The organism is Shewanella zhangzhouensis, from assembly GCF_019457615.1.
In the GTDB taxonomy this organism is placed as follows: Bacteria; Pseudomonadota; Gammaproteobacteria; order Enterobacterales; family Shewanellaceae; genus Shewanella; species Shewanella zhangzhouensis.
On sequence record NZ_CP080414.1, the window covers coordinates 2504062 to 2520430 of the forward strand.

The following is a 16369-nucleotide window of genomic DNA, read 5'->3' on the forward strand; positions in this document are numbered from 1 at the left end:
TGGTTACTGAATATGGGTTACTGAATACGGTTACTGAGTATGGGGCACGTGGCTGATAAGAAGTTTAAGGCAAGTGTTGTCGTCCTGGGTACACTCTACCCCGTAACCCCGTTTTTCCAAAAACGCGGGAACATCACGGCGGGATCCATTGTCCAATAGAGCAACTTCAAGTGTTTCACCGGCCGGTAATTTTTTTAACGCCAGCTTCACCTGCACCAGAGGCACAGGACATCGAAACGCTGTTAAATCGATAAAAACCATAATGAACTTGCCTTCGTTAAACCCGGGCTATTATCCTTGCTTGCACGCTAAACCACAAGCGACTTGCCCAAGGCCGGACACCAACACAGGGACCTTTATCCTCTTGCGTAATTTGACACTTTCCAGACTGACAAAAACGCTCGCCGCGGCGGGTTTATCCATCATGCTCACCTTACCGGCGGCCAAGAGTTTTGCGAGTAACGATTTACCCGATCTTGGTACGGCAGCGGTCAACACCTTCAGTCTGGAAAAAGAAATGGTTTACGGGGATGCCTACATGCGGGTCATCCGCTCATCGGCGCCCCTGTTGAACGACCCTGTACTGAGCCAATACCTCACTGAACTGGGCAACAAGCTTGTCGCCAATGCCACCGGCGTGAAAACGCCTTTTTACTTTTTCTTGCTGCGTAACGACGAAATCAACGCCTTCGCATTTTTCGGGGGCCATGTGGGCGTGCATACGGGGCTGTTTTTAAACGCTGACACCGAGAGTGAACTGGCATCGGTACTGGCGCACGAAATCACCCACGTCACCCAGCGCCATTTGGCCCGCTCGTTGGAAGCACAGCAAAAATCGGGGCCTGCCACCATAGCTGGTCTCCTTGGTGCAATATTGCTGACCATCGCCGCTCCCCAGGCGGGCATGGCGGCGCTGGCCACCACCCAGGCCCTCGCTACCCAGTCAAAAATCAACTACACCCGTCAGCACGAAAAAGAAGCCGATCGAATCGGGATGCAAATTCTGGTGGAGGCCGGGTTCGACCCTGAAGCGGCAGCGGACTTTTTCGGTAAGATTGCCAGTCGTTACCGCTTTACCACCAAGCCGCCACAAATGCTGCTGACACACCCCTTGCCTGAGTCGCGCATCAGCGAAGCCCGCACCCGGGCGACCCAATACCCTCACAAGTATGTGCCGGACAGTTTGAACTACCATTTGGCCCGTGCCAGGGTGCAGGTCAGGTTCTCCAGTTACAGTGAAGAAGCGGCGCTGAATCTGTTTGAAAAACAACTCTCACGCCACAGTTATACCTTTGAAAGTGCAGCCCTCTATGGCAAGGCACTGGCACTGTTTCGACTGAAGCGTTTCGAAGAGTCTGAAGCCATCATCGACAAATTGCTTGCCCGGGATGACAACAATCTCTTCTATCTCGATACCAAAACCGATTTGCTCGCTGAGCGCAAAGATTTCCAGGCAGCCATTACGCTTCTCGAGGCCAAGCGTAAACTCAAACCTACCTCTCAGGTAATCAACGCCAACCTCGCGAACGTGTATATCGAAGCCGACGAGAGTGCGAAGGCCATTCCACTCCTGGAAGACATGGTGTTCCTCGACAGTCAAAATCCACTGCCCTACCAGTTGATGACACATGCCTACCGAAAAGCAGGCAATAAGGCACTGGAGCACTTTTCCACCGCCGAAACCCTGGCACTTGCAGCAGATTACAAGGGCGCGGTAGATCAGCTTAACTTTGCCTATCGCTACACCAAGGACGATGCCTTGCAACTGGCTCGCATTGAAGCCCGCATTCGCCAGTTTAAAGATGCCGAAAGAGCTCTGGACGAACTAAAGTAGCCGGATTTTCAAACAGGCCCCGCCACTGACGGGGCCTGTTTTTTTTGATATCATCTGCGCCAATTTTTATGGCATTAAAATCGGAATCCATAATGACAAAAGCCGTTATTTTGCATAATCCTCGCTGCTCCAAAAGCCGCGAAACACTGGCGCTGCTGGGTGAACAGGGTGTTGATATTGAAGTCGTCGAATACCTGAAAGAGACCCCGGATGCCACAGAAATTGCCCGCATCTTATCCCTGCTTGGGATTGGTGCACGGGAACTGATGCGTACCAAGGAAGAAGAATATAAGGCACTTGGTCTGGATAACCCTGCGCTGGATGAGGCCGCATTAATCGACGCCATGGTGGCCAACCCCAAGCTCATCGAGCGCCCTGTGGTACTGGCTAACGGCAAGGCAGCCATTGGCAGGCCTCCCGAAAACGTACTTGAAATTCTTTGAGGTGTCCTGTGCTGTCAAACACCGCGTTACTGCTGACCATTAACCGTGTGGGGTACCTCGCGCTGCTGCTGGTGATGGCCTACTGGTTTGTGCTCGGGCCCAACAGTCAGGACTATTCCCTCGTTTTTAACCTGCTGTGGTTGGTGCCTTTATTGCTGCCACTGCCGGGGCTGATGAAAGGCAATCCTTACACCCATGCGTGGGCAAGCTTTGTGCTTTGCCTGTATCTGCTGCACGCACTGACCCTAGTATACATCGCAGGTGATTGGTTGTGGTTTGCATGCCTTGAGCTTGCGCTATTGGTGCTCCTGTCAGTCACCTTCCCGTTTTACGCCCGCCATCGCGGTCGTGAACTCGGCCTGGGACTTAAGAAAAAGTCCAGGGAAAAAGCCGACGAGTGAGACGCTTTCAGGCACAAAAAACGCGGCAATATGCCGCGTTTTTTGTGGGATGGTGCTATTGAAAGCATTTCAACGCAAACTGTTTGCTATCGAATAAATTTTTAAATTATCTAAATCAGTTCAAATGGTTAACTGATTACATTTATTGACTGACAGACGTCATTTAAAGCCGCAGCATCTCTTTGACAAAAGGAATGGTCAATTTACGCTGATGGACCATGGACGCCTTATCCAGCCGGTCGAGTACATCAAACAGTGTACGTAAATCTCGCGCCATGCGATTAAGTAAAAACCGCCCCACGTCTTCCGGTAGCTGTAGCCCGCGCATAGCGGCACGGCGTTGCAATGCCGCGAGTTTCTCATCGTCCATCATGGGCTGCAGCTGGTAAGTCAGCCCCCAATGCATTCTGGACACCAGATCCGGCAGCACAAAACCGGCCTCCATGGGCGAGGCACTGGCACTGACTATCAAGCTGCCACGTTTTTGCTCTGCTACCCGGTTGTAGAGATCAAATATTGCCTCTTCCCAAAGCGGGTGACCAGCCACCGCGTCCACATCATCGATACAGATTAGGTCAAACTGCTCAAGCCCCTCCAACAAGGCCGTGGAAATGCTGGCATGAATACCCAGTGGGATATAGAAGCTGCGGCGCTCCAGCTCATTGGCTCTGGCGCAGGCGGCGTGAATGAGATGAGTGCGTCCCGACTTGACGGGTCCCCAGAGATATATAGCCTGCGCTCCGTCACCACCTGCCGCCGATTTCAGCGCGCCGATAAGCTCATCATTACCTGCTGCGGGGTAATAACTGGTAAAGGTCTCATCGTCTGGCAAATGTACGGGCAGGGACAACTGCAATGGGGGATGTTGTGTCACTCGGTTACTTCTCAATCTATCTTGTGGCACCTGAATAAAAACGGCGTCAGTGTAACACGGACGCCGTTAAATTCCGAGCCGGAAGGCTCACAGGCCTCGCCATTGGTAACGATTTGGCTGCACAGGCACACCGGGCACTTCCAGGATCTCTCCCGGCTGAACAGCGGTGGCGAAAGGATCGACAATCACACCGTCCTGTTGGCTGCTATTGTCAGCGTCACCCTGCGGCTGAAGCCGCGGCTCCAGTGCCAGAGTGCGCCTGAGCTCATCCTCGCTGCCAAAGAGTACCAGTGCAAAACGCAGTGAATCCCCTTCGATACTCACCAGGCGGGCAGACTTAACCATGGAGAGCTGCCCCAGGTAAGTCTCGATATCGACCACTGCTTTCAGGCGGTCCACGCCGGTAAACACCAATTCGGTTTCACTTTCCTGGCCGGTTCCGGTCACAGCGTAACGGGAAACGTAGAAGGAGCTCATACCGGACAGAATGGCACTGATGGCACTGTCGAGATTTTCTGCGCTGCCCTCGACCTGATTTACCGATTGCAGCTGTGTCGCCATATCGCTCTGGGCCTGACGCGGATAAAGCGCCAGGCGATATTCATAGCCTGTCCCTGCCGCTTCCAAAGTCGCCAGCGCAAAAAAGTCCGACTGATATCGACGGGATGCCTGGGCTACTTCGTCTGCAAAAAATCCTCTGACAGAATTGATATTGGCCGCCATCATGTCGTCCAAATCCAGCAAGGGAAACAGTAAAGGCACACCGGCCTGGGCACTGGCATCATTAAACTGACTGCGAATGGGCAAATCCGATTGGTCGCCCAACAACACCTTCTCCCCTTCACCATCGGTGGCTAACCACAACAGTGTCAGGGGGCGTTGTTTGCCCCACACAGGCAATTGAGCGTTACGCAATGTTGCCGTGACCCGGGCACTGTCGAAACTCGCCCGAACGTACAAACGGCCATCGTTTTCAACGTAACCGTACTGGCTCAGTACTGAGCGCGCTTTTGCAATCAACGATTGCACTTCGGCATTGGCCAGTGTTTCCGTGCTGCCACTGTTTTTCACCAACACCTTGGCCAACGCATCTTTAATGGCCTGTTCAAGCTCAGCACTGCTTCTGGAAGTGACAGCAACATCGGCCTCGTTCAAACGGCTGACCTGAACCGCCTCGGCGCTCACATGGCCAAACAGTAGCCCAAGACCCAATGCAACTTTGAGAAAGGATTTCATCATGAAAAATGGTCGTTCCCAACAATGATAGAGCGGCAGTGTAACATACTTACAGCGCGGCAACACAGCGACAAAAAGAGGCACCCGGGTCAGTAATTGCCCAATTTTGTCCTTGTACGCCAAGGAGTTCACAAAAAAACGATCCTGACTTATCAAAATGCCAACAACTGGTAGAATGGGAAGATTTTTAACCCTACAGGATATAACAAAATGAATAGACTCCTGCTTCCCCTGCAGGGCGCACAAATGTTATTTGTGGCCTTTGGGGCACTGGTGTTGATGCCGCTGTTGACGGGCCTGGATACCAGTGTTGCGCTCTTTACCGCCGGCATAGGCACCTTGTTGTTTCAGCTGATCACCCGCCGTCAGGTACCCATATTCCTCGCCTCCTCCTTCGCCTTCATCGCACCCATCATGTACTCAGTACAGATGTGGGGCGTCGCTGCGACCATGGGCGGCTTGGTTGCGGCTGGCTGTGTGTATCTGGGATTGTCCACGCTGGTAAAACTTCGCGGGGTTGGCTTTATCCATCGCCTGTTACCCCCGGTGGTGGTTGGCCCTGTGATCATTATCATTGGTTTGGGCCTGGCGCCCGTCGCGGTGAATATGGCGCTCGGTAAGAGTGGCGATGGCAGCCTGGTACTGGTTGAAGGAAACACCGCCCTTATCATCTCGCTGCTGTCTCTTATCACCACAGTATTGGTTGCCGTGCTGGCAAAAGGCTTACTTAAGCTGATGCCCATTCTCGCCGGTATTCTGGTGGGGTATGTGGCCAGCCTGTTTTATGGCGTTGTAAGCTTCGATGCCATGACCAATGCGCCCTGGTTTGCCATGCCAAGCTTTACAGCACCGGAGTTCCACTGGCAGGCCATACTCTTTATGATCCCCGTGGCCATTGCTCCAGCGGTCGAGCACATCGGCGACATATTGGCTATCTCCAATGTCACCCGCAAAGACTTTATGAAAGACCCCGGCCTGCACCGCACCCTTGCCGGTGACGGCGTAGCCACCATTGCTGCAGCCGCCTTCGGTGGTCCACCCAATACCACCTATTCAGAAGTGACAGGTGCGGTAACATTAACCCGCAACTTCGACCCCAGGATCATGACCTGGGCAGCGATTGTGGCCATCTTGCTTGCCTTTGTTGGCAAACTCGGTGCCTTGATGCAAACCATCCCCGTGCCTGTGATGGGCGGTATCATGTGCTTGCTGTTTGGCTCGATTGCCGCAGTGGGCCTGAATACCCTCATTCGCAATCAGGTGGATTTGGCCTGCCCGCGCAACCTGGCCATTGTGGGCGTGACCCTGGTGTTCGGTATTGGCGGTATGGCCTTTGGTATTGGCTCATTCAGCCTCACCGGCATCAGTTTGTGCGGTATTGTGGCGATTTTGATGAATCTGGTGTTGCCACCTTCGGCGCCCGAGCCCGAAAGCCCATAATCCCTGACGGTCGATGTCACTCAGTGCCAAGGAATAGAGTACTGATTAACAGCTACAAAAAAGCCCCGCTTGGCGGGGCTTTTCTTATAAGGCAGAACCTGAAGCTTATTCTTCAGTTTTGTACTTGGCGGCCACTTCTTTAATGAGTGGCTGCAGTTCGCCCTTCTGGAACATCTCGGTCAGGATGTCACAGCCACCAATCAATTCACCTTCGACCCACAGCTGCGGGAAGGTTGGCCAGTTGGCATACTTGGGCAGCTCAGCACGGATATCCGGATGTTGCAGGATGTCCACATAGGCAAACTGCTCACCAATGTTAATCATCATCTCGGCAACGCGGGCAGAGAAACCACAGCTTGGCAGCTTTGGAGAACCCTTCATGTACACAATGATTGGGTTTTCAGCAATTTGCTGCTTGATTCTTTCTACTGTTTCCATTTTGATTCCTGACTTGGCATCCCCATAGGGGCTTTGATGTCTTACACGTGGCCTTTATTGTACGCCAGTGGACGCAGGAACAAAATCCCACAGTTTGTAAGGTTATGTCACTATTTGATTTTTCGATAAGCACTATCGCCCGAAAACCCCAAAGAATGATTCACATCACAGATTTTCCGAGTACAATATTGGCCAGTGAGCAAGAACGTGAAAAACGTATAATCGTCCATGGAGAGATACTAATGGCTTTCGAATTACCCCCACTGCCATACGCAAAGAACGCACTGGAACCCCATATTTCCCAGGAAACCATCGAGTACCACTACGGCAAGCACCACAACACCTACGTGGTTAAGCTGAACGGCCTGATCCCAGGTACCGAGTTCGAAGGCAAGAGCCTGGAAGAGATCGTAAAGACCTCCACCGGTGGTGTGTTCAACAACGCTGCTCAGGTTTGGAACCACACCTTCTACTGGAACTGTCTGGCCCCTAACGGCGGTGGCGCTGCCACTGGTCCGGTTGCCGATGCCATCAATGCTGCTTTCGGTTCTTTCGAAGAATTCAAAGCCAAGTTCACCGACGCCGCTGTTAACAACTTCGGCAGCGCCTGGACCTGGTTGGTTAAGAAAGCCGACGGCACCGTTGCTATTGTAAACACCAGCAACGCCGCTACTCCGCTGACCGATGATTCCGTTACCCCAATCCTGACTGTGGATGTGTGGGAACACGCTTATTACATCGATTATCGCAACGTACGTCCTGACTACCTGGCCCACTTCTGGGAACTGGTAAACTGGGACTTCGTAAACCAGAACTTCGCTGGTTAATACAAGCCGTTGCCTCATTAAAAAGGAGCCTTGATGGCTCCTTTTTTATTGTCATTTTTCCTTAGTCAATCCCACTACATCCCCTATTACCTCGAATCAACGCACTTGCAATAGTTGCTTTTGCAACTATTTGTCATTGTTTTTTCAGGATTTTTTTGACACAGCGCAAGATTTTGTGTCTAAGATTACAGATAGGGAGCAAAATCAGATCGCCGCTCCTTGCATCACATCAATGGCGTTTCAGGGGGTTATCATGGGCATCTTTGAACATTACCAACAGCGCTATGAAAAGAAACTCGAAGAAGAATATTCACTGCAAGAGTTTCTTGAAATCTGCAAGCAGGATAAAAGCGCCTACGCCACCGCGGCCGAACGTTTACTTCTGGCTATCGGTGAGCCCGAACTTATCGACACTTCAAAAAATTCTGTTCTGAGCCGAATTTTCTCAAATCGGCTTATTTCCCGCTATCCGGCCTTCAAAGATTTCTTTGGCATGGAAGACGCCATAGAGCAGATAGTGGCTTACCTTAAACATTCGGCTCAAGGGCTTGAAGAATCTAAGCAAATTCTTTATTTGCTGGGGCCTGTGGGCGGCGGTAAGTCCTCTCTGGCTGAAAAGCTCAAAGCGTTGATGCAGAAAGTCCCTGTGTATGTGCTCAGTGCCGACGGTGTACGCAGCCCGGTGAACGACCACCCATTTTGCCTGTTCGATGCAGACGAAGATGGCAAGCTGCTTCAGGAAGAGTACGACATTCCCACCCGTTATCTGCGAACCATCATGTCGCCTTGGGCCGTTAAACGCCTGCACGATTATGGCGGTGATATCAGTCGCTTTAAGGTGGTTAAAGTCTTCCCGTCTGTGCTCGATCAAATCGCCGTGGCAAAAACGGAACCCGGCGATGAAAACAACCAGGATATCTCGTCGCTGGTCGGTAAGGTGGATATTCGCCAATTGGAGCACTTTGCCCAAAACGATGCCGATGCCTACTCCTATTCAGGCGCGCTGTGCCGCGCGAACCAGGGCTTGATGGAATTTGTGGAGATGTTCAAGGCGCCCATCAAGGTGCTGCACCCGCTGCTGACTGCCACTCAGGAAGGGAACTATAACGGCACCGAAGGCCTGTCGGCTCTCCCCTTCAGCGGCATTATCCTCGCCCACTCCAATGAATCTGAATGGTCGAGTTTTAAAAACAATAAAAATAACGAGGCCTTCCTCGACCGTGTTTATATCGTTAAGGTGCCCTACTGCCTGCGGGTGTCGGAAGAAATCCAGATCTACAAAAAACTCATTATCAATTCAGAATTGTCCGAAGCGCCATGTGCTCCGGGCACCCTGGAAACACTCGCTCAATTCAGCGTACTTTCAAGGCTCAAAGTCCCTGAAAACTCATCCATTTATTCCAAGATGCGGGTCTATGACGGTGAGAGCCTCAAGGATACAGACCCCAAGGCCAAGTCCTATCAGGAGTACCGTGACTACGCCGGCGTTGACGAAGGCATGAACGGACTCTCAACCCGCTTCGCCTTTAAAATCCTCTCCAAGGTGTTTAACTTTGACCACACCGAAATTGCGGCCAACCCGGTGCACCTCTTCTATGTGCTGGAGCGTCAGATTGAAGCTGAGCAATTTCCCGGTGAAACCGCCGAGCGCTATCTTGAGTTCCTCAAAGGTTATCTCATCCCCAAATACGTCGAATTTATTGGGAAAGAGATCCAGACCGCCTATCTGGAGTCTTACTCCGAGTACGGTCAGAACATATTCGATCGCTATGTCACCTATGCCGACTTCTGGATCCAGGATCAGGAATACCGCGACCCCGAAACCGGTCAGCTGTTTGACCGCGCCGCGCTCAATGCGGAACTTGAGAAAATAGAGAAACCTGCCGGGATCTCCAATCCCAAAGACTTCCGTAACGAAATCGTTAACTTCGTACTGCGGGCTCGGGCCAACAATGAAGGTAAAAACCCGACCTGGACCAGCTATGAAAAACTCAGAACCGTCATCGAGAAGAAGATGTTCTCCAACACAGAAGATTTGCTGCCGGTGATTTCCTTCAATGCCAAAACCTCCACCGACGATCAGCGTAAACACGATGACTTTGTCAATCGCATGATGGAAAAAGGCTACACCAAGAAACAAGTACGTCTGTTGTCTGAGTGGTATCTGCGGGTTCGTAAATCGTCTTGATGCCAATACCCGCCTGCTCGCAGGCGGGTTGCTGGATTTGGGGAGGTGCATATGGCGAACTTTATCGACAGGCGACTGAATGCCAAGGGTAAGAGTACCGTTAACCGTCAGCGTTTTATTAACAGATACAAAAAACAGATAAAAAAAGCCGTCAGTGACGCGGTGACCCGTCGCAGTGTGACCGATGTGGACAAGGGTGAACAAATCAGTATCCCGACCCGGGATATCACTGAGCCCATGTTCCATCAGGGACGGGGTGGTTTCCGTGAACGTGTCCATCCGGGGAACGACCAGTTCACCCGAGGGGATAGAATAGACAGACCCCCTCAGGGCGGTGGTGGTCAGGGTAGTGGCCAGGGTGATGCGTCAGATTCCGGCGAAGGTCAGGACGATTTTGTATTCCAGATCTCCAAGGATGAATACCTGGAACTACTGTTTGAGGACCTGGAACTTCCAAATCTTCAACGTAATCGCCTGAATAAACTGGTGGAATATCAGGTTCAACGAGCAGGTTACACCAACGATGGCGTACCGGCCAATATCAGTATCGTGCGTTCGCTTCGCTCATCGCTCGCCCGCCGGACAGCCATGACAGCGGCGAAAAAAAGACATCTTAAAACACTTGAGGCTGAACTTGAGGAGCTGGAAAACACGCCAGGTGCAAACGCAGACCGCATACTTGCGCTTAAAACCGAAATAGAGGCACTGCGTAAAAAAATCGATGCCGTACCTTTCATCGATACCTTCGACCTCAGATACAACAACTTTACCAAGCGTGAAGTACCATCCAGCCAGGCGGTGATGTTCTGCTTGATGGACGTCTCCGGCTCCATGGATCAGGCCACGAAAGATATGGCCAAGCGCTTCTATATTCTGCTGTATCTCTTTCTTACCCGCACCTATAAAAACCTTGAGGTGGTGTACATACGTCACCATACCCAAGCCAAAGAGGTGGACGAGCACGAGTTTTTCTACTCTCAGGAAACCGGTGGCACTATCGTCTCCAGTGCCCTTAAGTTGATGGTCGATATTCAAAAAGAACGCTATCCGGCAGAGGAATGGAACATCTATGCCGCCCAGGCCTCGGATGGCGATAATTGGGCCGATGACTCCCCTACCTGTCGGCAAATACTGGAGAAGCAAATACTGCCAACCGTGCGCTATTTCAGCTACATAGAAATCACTAACCGCGCCCATCAAACCCTGTGGCGTGAATATGACTCCCTAAGACAAGTGTTTGACAACATGGCTGTACAGCACATTCGCCAGGCAGAAGATATCTATCCTGTGTTCCGAGAGCTGTTCAAGAAGCAGGCGGTATAAGGGGGCTTTATGGGGAAACGCAAACCTTTAAGCGACGGACCAGATTGGACCTTTGAACTGTTGGAAGAGTACCAACGGGAAATTGAGCGGGTTGCAGCGCACTATCGGCTAAACACGTACCCGAATCAAATTGAGGTCATCACTGCCGAGCAGATGATGGACGCCTATGCGGGCATCGGCATGCCTATCGGCTACACCCACTGGTCTTTTGGCAAACGGTTTATTCAAACAGAACAAAGCTACAAGCGTGGCCAAATGGGACTCGCCTATGAAATCGTCATTAACTCCAACCCCTGCATCGCCTATTTGATGGAAGAAAACACCATCACCATGCAGGCATTGGTGATGGCCCATGCCTGCTACGGCCACAACAGCTTTTTTAAAGGCAATTACCTGTTCAAAACCTGGACCGATGCCAGCTCAATTATCGACTATCTGGTATTTGCCAAGAATTACATTGCAGAGTGCGAACAGCGCCACGGTGTCGATGCCGTGGAAAATGTCATCGATTCCTGTCATGCGTTAATGAACTATGGTGTTGACCGCTACAAACGCCCGTCAGAAATTTCATTCCGCGAAGAAAAAGCCCGCCAGAAAGAGCGTGAAGAATACCTGCAAAGCCAGGTAAATGACCTTTGGCGAACCATTCCAGTTAGCCAGGTTGAGAAGGAAGTGCAGCCCAAAAAACGTTTCCCCGCAGAGCCTCAGGAAAACATTCTCTATTTTATAGAGAAACACGCGCCACTGCTTGAACCATGGCAAAGGGAAATCGTCCGAATTGTGCGCAAGATGGGGCAGTATTTTTATCCCCAGAAGCAAACCCAGGTGATGAACGAGGGCTGGGCCACTTTCTGGCACTACACCATTTTGAATCACCTATATGATGAAGGCCTGGTGACCGACCGCTTTATGCTGGAATTCCTGCAAAGCCACACTGGGGTGGTCGCACAGCCCGCTTACAACAGTCGCTATTATTCCGGCATCAACCCCTACGCCCTCGGATTTAATATGTTTACCGATATCCGCCGGATCTGTGAAAACCCCACCGAGGAAGACAGAGCCTGGTTTCCTGAAATTGCCGGCAGCAATTGGCTGGATACCCTGCACTTTGCCATGGAAAACTTTAAAGACGAGAGTTTTATCAGCCAATATCTGTCACCGGCCATGATAAGACAGTTCAAGCTTTTCGGGATTGTGGACGACGAGCGCAAAAACTATCTGTCTATTTCAGCCATCCATGATGAGGTCGGCTATCGGGAAATTCGGCAGACCATGTCGCAGCAATACAACCTGTCCAATCTTGAGCCCAATATTCAGGTGCACAGGGTTGAGGTAATGGGCGATCGCTCCATGACGTTAAGGTATGTGCCTTTCCACAATATTCCACTGGCAGACGATTACAGGGAAGTGTTGAAACACCTTCATCGATTGTGGGGTTTTACCGTGGTGCTTGAACAGGAAGAAAGTGATGGCACCATCAAGGAGCTGGCACGTTGTCCCCCAAGAGATGAAGAGGGACACTCGGTGAAAATATAAAAAAACGCAGCCTGATGGCTGCGTTTTTTTATGCTGCTGAAAACATTAACCGTGGGGGTCCTGATTAATATCAGCTGGCATGGCGTCTTTCAGTTTTTGCCACATTTTACCGCTGTTGATGCCATAGCTTCGCATCAGCGCCGGTACTTCTCCGTAGGCATGACGCTTTGCCAGCTTTTCCAGCTCGATATAAAAATCCATCGCCAGCTTTCGTGCTTCAGCGCTGGAGAAATAGTAGCGGCCTACCCGGCTGTAAAGTCCTTTAAAACCATTCAGGATCAGTACATAAAGCGGGTTACCCGATGAAAAGGCCAGGGTGTGATGCAAATCGTAATCGAACTCTGCATATGCCTCGGCCGAATCTTCCATACCATGGATCCGCGCAAGGATTTCGACTGCAGTTTCTGGATTGTGACGCAGCGCGCCTCGGAAATAGATGGCACTGACATTGGTTCGGGCCGATAACAACTGGTCTACCAACACCGGAAAGCCTTCCGGATTCAGGTCCGCAATGGTTTCCAAAATATTCAGACCTGAAGTTTCCCAGAAATTATTTACCCGGGTTGGCTTACCGTGCTGGATGGTGAGCCAGCCATCGCGTGCCAAACGCTGCAGTACTTCCCTCAATGTGGTACGGGTTACACCGATAAGCTCTGAAAGCTCACGCTCGGCAGGAAGAATGGAGCCAGGGGGGAATTTATTTTCCCAAATGGAACGCACTATGTATTTCTCTGCGAAACTCGCAGGACCTTTGGCATTGATTATCATCAGCCCCAATTTCCAGTGGTTTAACCTCGTGTTGGGCACTGATCATACCAGAGCGGTAAAAAATGAAAACCTAAAGCGTGCTATTGAACAATTTGAATTGGTCCGAAATCACATTGTTGTTTAAAAAGACATCGAACGACGTCGTTTATCTGCAATTTTTGTAATTGAGATCAGTTTTTTGCCACCTTCTGTTGTGGTTAGCGGATTACTTTAGGTTAAGGTTTAGGCTAGACTGAAGTACGTGTCAGTTCCGCTATACTAAAAAATAATAAACCTCATTAATTATCAAGCATATGGAGAGGGAAAATGCCATTGACTCTTGGGCAGTCACTGTTTGCCAACTTTCTGGGTAATTCGCCCAGATGGTATAAGTTCGCGATCCTGTCGTTTTTGGCGATAAATCCGATACTCTTTTACCTGAACCCCTTTATTGCAGGTTGGGTTTTGGTTATCCAGTTTATCTTTACCCTGGCCATGGCCCTTAAATGCTATCCCCTGCAACCCGGTGGTTTGCTTGCCATAGAAGCCGTGATCATCGGCATGACCAGCCCCACTCAGGTGTTACACGAAATTCAGGCCAACCTGGAAGTACTGCTGCTGCTGGTGTTTATGGTGGCTGGCATCTACTTTATGAAACAGCTGCTGCTGTACGCCTTCACCAAGATGCTGACCAAGGTACGTTCGAAAATCGTCGTATCCATGCTGTTTTGTATTGCGTCAGCGTTTTTGTCTGCCTTCCTCGACGCCCTTACCGTTATTGCGGTGATTATCACCGTGGCTGTGGGCTTCTACTCTATCTACCATAAGGTGGCATCGGGTAAAGATTTCAGCTCAGATCACGACCATACCTCGGAAGCGCCAGAGCAGCTTAACGAAAGCGAGCTTGAGTCATTCCGCGGATTTTTGCGTAACCTCTTGATGCACGCCGGTGTGGGTACTGCCCTCGGTGGCGTATGCACCATGGTTGGCGAGCCCCAAAACCTCATCATCGCCGCTCAGGCCAACTGGCAGTTTGGCGAATTTGCCATTCGCATGTCTCCGGTCACTGTGCCGGTGTTTTTTGCCGGGATCATGACCTGTTTTATTGTGGAAAAGTTTAAATGGTTTGGCTACGGCGCCAAACTGCCGGAAGCTGTACACAAGATCCTGAGCGAATACGACGCATACGAAGATGCCCGTCGCACACCAAAAGACAAGGTCAAGCTCATCGTTCAGGCATTGGTAGGTGTTTGGCTGATTGTTGGTCTTGCTTTCCACCTGGCATCGGTGGGTCTGATTGGTCTTTCTGTGATCATTCTTAACACTGCCTTTAACGGCATTACCGACGAGCATGCGCTGGGTAAAGCGTTCGAAGAAGCCCTGCCCTTTACCGCGTTGCTGGCCGTCTTCTTTGCTGTGGTAGGTGTGATAATTGACCAACAACTCTTTGCACCGGTTATCCAGTGGGCACTGAGCTATGAAGGCAATGTGCAGCTGGTTATCTTCTACATCGCCAATGGCCTGCTCTCCATGGTCAGTGACAACGTATTTGTGGGTACCGTGTATATCAACGAGGTTAAGGCTGCGCTGCTTAATGGGCAAATTACCCGTGACCAATTTGATTTGCTGGCCGTGGCCATCAACACGGGGACCAATCTGCCATCTGTGGCTACCCCAAATGGTCAGGCAGCCTTCCTGTTCTTGCTGACCTCAGCCCTGGCTCCGCTCATTCGCCTGTCCTATGGCCGCATGGTGATGATGGCGCTGCCATACACCATAGTGCTGTCTATCGTAGGCATCCTGACCATCGAATCAGGCTTCCTCACCGATATGACCCAGTATTTCTATGACAGCCACCTGATTAATCATCACACAGCAGCGGAAGCTGCCGGTAAGGCACTGGGTGGACATTAATTCTCTGGATTGACTGAACTTAGCTGCTTAAGTAAAGTCAGAAATAGCCCGCACTCTCGTGTGCGGGCTTTTTTATGGACATTCCACCCATGGAGACCCTATGCAAAGCCTGATTTCGTTTGCCCACAGCCGTCTGTCCTGGGGCATTCTCGCCTTAAGCGCCCTCGCCCTGGAATCTGCCGCGCTCTATTTTCAGCACATTATGAAACTCGACCCCTGCGTGATGTGTATTTACCAGCGAGTTGCCGTATTCGGTCTACTTGGAGCAGGACTAATCGGTTTCATGGCGCCGGCAAATCGGCTGATTCGCGTGCTTGGCGCCATGCTGTGGGGTGTATCCGCTGCATGGGGGCTTAAACTGGCCCTTGAGCTGGTTGATATGCAAAACAACCCCAACCCATTCTCAACCTGTTCATTTCTGCCGGAATTTCCGAGTTGGTTGCAATTACATGAATGGCTACCCAGTGTGTTTATGCCCACAGGCATGTGCACCGATATTCCCTGGGAATTTGCCGGTGTCACCATGGGGGAATGGATGATAGTGGCGTTCAGCGTGTACTTGCTTGCCTGGCTTGCGTTTATCGTGCCGATGCTGAAGAAATCCACCTGACACGCACCTTCGAAATTGAAGCTGGACGTGGTCAACAATGCCGTTCAATAAAAAACGCCCCGTATGGGGCGTTTTTTAATCGACATCTTTAAGTGGCCACAGCACGATATGGTCTTCCAGGTATCTTACCTTGGTTTCGCAAACGGCCTTACCTTTCACCGACATACCCGCAGCATGCATGGTCTCTTTTGAACCGGTTATAAGCGGGTGCCAGCTCGGTAAATCCCTGCCATGAAACAAGCGGATATAGGCACAGCTGTCCGGCAACCAGGTCAAACTGGAGATATTATCAGGTGTAATGGCCGCGCAGCCCGGAACGAACGTAAAGCGTTCGCTGTAATGACGACAACGACAGGCATCCCGGTCGAGCAACTTACAGGCCGCATTGGTGTAATACAGCTCATCAGTTTCGTCATCAATGATTTTATTGAGACAACATTTACCACAACCGTCGCAAAGAGATTCCCATTCTTCGGGACTCAACTCTTCCAAACGTTTGGTTTTCCAAAATTCCATCACAACAGACTACCGGCATACGTGAACAAACGCGGCATTATA

Annotated in this window: 16 protein-coding genes; 10 read left to right on the forward strand and 6 right to left on the reverse strand. The window is 51.0% G+C overall.

What is annotated here, in order from left to right; translation table 11 throughout:
• Nucleotides 1-30: 30 nt before the first annotated feature.
• A complete protein-coding gene (locus tag K0H63_RS10790; RefSeq protein WP_220064689.1) occupies nucleotides 31-261 on the reverse strand; it encodes a sulfurtransferase TusA family protein in 231 nt (76 codons plus the stop codon).
• Nucleotides 262-364: 103 nt separating this feature from the next.
• On the opposite strand from K0H63_RS10790, the gene bepA reads away from it, so the two are divergent.
• The 3 genes from bepA to K0H63_RS10805 all read left to right on the forward strand — a co-directional run bounded on the left by bepA (nucleotide 365) and on the right by K0H63_RS10805 (nucleotide 2678).
• Nucleotides 365-1834, forward strand: coding sequence for a beta-barrel assembly-enhancing protease (bepA, locus tag K0H63_RS10795; protein ID WP_220064690.1), 1470 nt, complete (start codon nucleotides 365-367; stop codon nucleotides 1832-1834).
• A gap of 92 nt (nucleotides 1835-1926) precedes the next feature.
• Complete coding sequence (gene arsC, locus K0H63_RS10800; RefSeq protein ID WP_220064691.1) at nucleotides 1927-2277, forward strand: arsenate reductase (glutaredoxin); 351 nt, start codon at nucleotides 1927-1929, stop codon at nucleotides 2275-2277.
• Nucleotides 2278-2285: 8 nt separating this feature from the next.
• Nucleotides 2286-2678 (forward strand): DUF2069 domain-containing protein, encoded by a 393-nt coding sequence (locus K0H63_RS10805; RefSeq protein WP_220064692.1) that lies wholly within the window; start codon nucleotides 2286-2288, stop codon nucleotides 2676-2678.
• Between the two features lie 163 nt (nucleotides 2679-2841).
• Here K0H63_RS10805 and hda read toward each other — a convergent pair whose 3' ends face one another.
• Both hda and K0H63_RS10815 read right to left on the reverse strand, forming a co-directional pair.
• Entirely contained in the window at nucleotides 2842-3552 is a 711-nt protein-coding gene (gene hda, locus K0H63_RS10810) for a DnaA inactivator Hda (protein WP_220064693.1), read from the reverse strand.
• 87 nt (nucleotides 3553-3639) lie between these two features.
• On the reverse strand, nucleotides 3640-4791 hold the full coding sequence (locus K0H63_RS10815) for a DUF2066 domain-containing protein (RefSeq protein ID WP_220064694.1): 1152 nt from the start codon (nucleotides 4789-4791) through the stop codon (nucleotides 3640-3642).
• 207 nt (nucleotides 4792-4998) lie between these two features.
• On the opposite strand from K0H63_RS10815, the gene K0H63_RS10820 reads away from it, so the two are divergent.
• A complete protein-coding gene (locus K0H63_RS10820) occupies nucleotides 4999-6228 on the forward strand; it encodes a uracil-xanthine permease family protein (protein WP_220064695.1) in 1230 nt (409 codons plus the stop codon).
• A 105-nt stretch (nucleotides 6229-6333) separates the two neighbouring features.
• Here the strand turns inward: K0H63_RS10820 and grxD are convergent, their stop codons facing one another.
• A complete protein-coding gene (gene grxD, locus K0H63_RS10825; protein WP_011760032.1) occupies nucleotides 6334-6666 on the reverse strand; it encodes a Grx4 family monothiol glutaredoxin in 333 nt (110 codons plus the stop codon).
• 242 nt (nucleotides 6667-6908) lie between these two features.
• On the opposite strand from grxD, the gene sodB reads away from it, so the two are divergent.
• The 4 genes from sodB (at nucleotide 6909) to K0H63_RS10845 (ending at nucleotide 12540) form a co-directional block, all read left to right on the forward strand.
• Nucleotides 6909-7493 carry a superoxide dismutase [Fe] gene (sodB, locus tag K0H63_RS10830; RefSeq protein WP_011760033.1) on the forward strand — a complete coding sequence of 195 codons (585 nt, stop codon included), beginning with the start codon at nucleotides 6909-6911 and terminating at the stop codon, nucleotides 7491-7493.
• A gap of 253 nt (nucleotides 7494-7746) precedes the next feature.
• Nucleotides 7747-9681 (forward strand): PrkA family serine protein kinase, encoded by a 1935-nt coding sequence (locus tag K0H63_RS10835; RefSeq protein WP_011760034.1) that lies wholly within the window; start codon nucleotides 7747-7749, stop codon nucleotides 9679-9681.
• A gap of 51 nt (nucleotides 9682-9732) precedes the next feature.
• Entirely contained in the window at nucleotides 9733-11004 is a 1272-nt protein-coding gene (locus K0H63_RS10840; protein ID WP_220064696.1) for a YeaH/YhbH family protein, read from the forward strand.
• Nucleotides 11005-11013: 9 nt separating this feature from the next.
• Nucleotides 11014-12540, forward strand: a complete 1527-nt coding sequence (locus K0H63_RS10845; protein ID WP_220064697.1) for a SpoVR family protein — start codon at nucleotides 11014-11016, stop codon at nucleotides 12538-12540.
• Between the two features lie 45 nt (nucleotides 12541-12585).
• On the opposite strand, the gene fadR is transcribed toward K0H63_RS10845, so the two are convergent.
• Nucleotides 12586-13308, reverse strand: a complete 723-nt coding sequence (fadR, locus tag K0H63_RS10850; protein WP_011760037.1) for a fatty acid metabolism transcriptional regulator FadR — start codon at nucleotides 13306-13308, stop codon at nucleotides 12586-12588.
• 306 nt (nucleotides 13309-13614) lie between these two features.
• On the opposite strand from fadR, the gene nhaB reads away from it, so the two are divergent.
• The gene (gene nhaB / locus K0H63_RS10855) at nucleotides 13615-15201 is read left to right on the forward strand and encodes a sodium/proton antiporter NhaB (RefSeq protein WP_220064698.1); all 1587 of its coding nucleotides are present in this window, start codon (nucleotides 13615-13617) and stop codon (nucleotides 15199-15201) included.
• A gap of 100 nt (nucleotides 15202-15301) precedes the next feature.
• Entirely contained in the window at nucleotides 15302-15811 is a 510-nt protein-coding gene (dsbB, locus tag K0H63_RS10860; protein ID WP_220064699.1) for a disulfide bond formation protein DsbB, read from the forward strand.
• A gap of 75 nt (nucleotides 15812-15886) precedes the next feature.
• On the opposite strand, the gene K0H63_RS10865 is transcribed toward dsbB, so the two are convergent.
• Entirely contained in the window at nucleotides 15887-16327 is a 441-nt protein-coding gene (locus K0H63_RS10865; RefSeq protein ID WP_220064700.1) for a YcgN family cysteine cluster protein, read from the reverse strand.
• Nucleotides 16328-16369 lie beyond the last annotated feature (42 nt).

Bases quoted from the DNA above. Each gene is read 5' to 3' on its own strand.
- K0H63_RS10840 (WP_220064696.1), top strand. From the start codon at position 9,733: ATGGCGAACTTTATCGACAGGCGACTGAATGCCAAGGGTAAGAGTACC.
- dsbB (WP_220064699.1), top strand. From the start codon at position 15,302: ATGCAAAGCCTGATTTCGTTTGCCCACAGCCGTCTGTCCTGGGGCATT.
- K0H63_RS10815 (WP_220064694.1), bottom strand. From the start codon at position 4,791: ATGATGAAATCCTTTCTCAAAGTTGCATTGGGTCTTGGGCTACTGTTT.
- nhaB (WP_220064698.1), top strand. From the start codon at position 13,615: ATGCCATTGACTCTTGGGCAGTCACTGTTTGCCAACTTTCTGGGTAAT.
- sodB (WP_011760033.1), top strand. From the start codon at position 6,909: ATGGCTTTCGAATTACCCCCACTGCCATACGCAAAGAACGCACTGGAA.
- arsC (WP_220064691.1), top strand. From the start codon at position 1,927: ATGACAAAAGCCGTTATTTTGCATAATCCTCGCTGCTCCAAAAGCCGC.
- fadR (WP_011760037.1), bottom strand. From the start codon at position 13,308: ATGATAATCAATGCCAAAGGTCCTGCGAGTTTCGCAGAGAAATACATA.
- K0H63_RS10845 (WP_220064697.1), top strand. From the start codon at position 11,014: ATGGGGAAACGCAAACCTTTAAGCGACGGACCAGATTGGACCTTTGAA.
- K0H63_RS10790 (WP_220064689.1), bottom strand. From the start codon at position 261: ATGGTTTTTATCGATTTAACAGCGTTTCGATGTCCTGTGCCTCTGGTG.
- K0H63_RS10865 (WP_220064700.1), bottom strand. From the start codon at position 16,327: ATGGAATTTTGGAAAACCAAACGTTTGGAAGAGTTGAGTCCCGAAGAA.
- K0H63_RS10820 (WP_220064695.1), top strand. From the start codon at position 4,999: ATGAATAGACTCCTGCTTCCCCTGCAGGGCGCACAAATGTTATTTGTG.
- grxD (WP_011760032.1), bottom strand. From the start codon at position 6,666: ATGGAAACAGTAGAAAGAATCAAGCAGCAAATTGCTGAAAACCCAATC.
- K0H63_RS10835 (WP_011760034.1), top strand. From the start codon at position 7,747: ATGGGCATCTTTGAACATTACCAACAGCGCTATGAAAAGAAACTCGAA.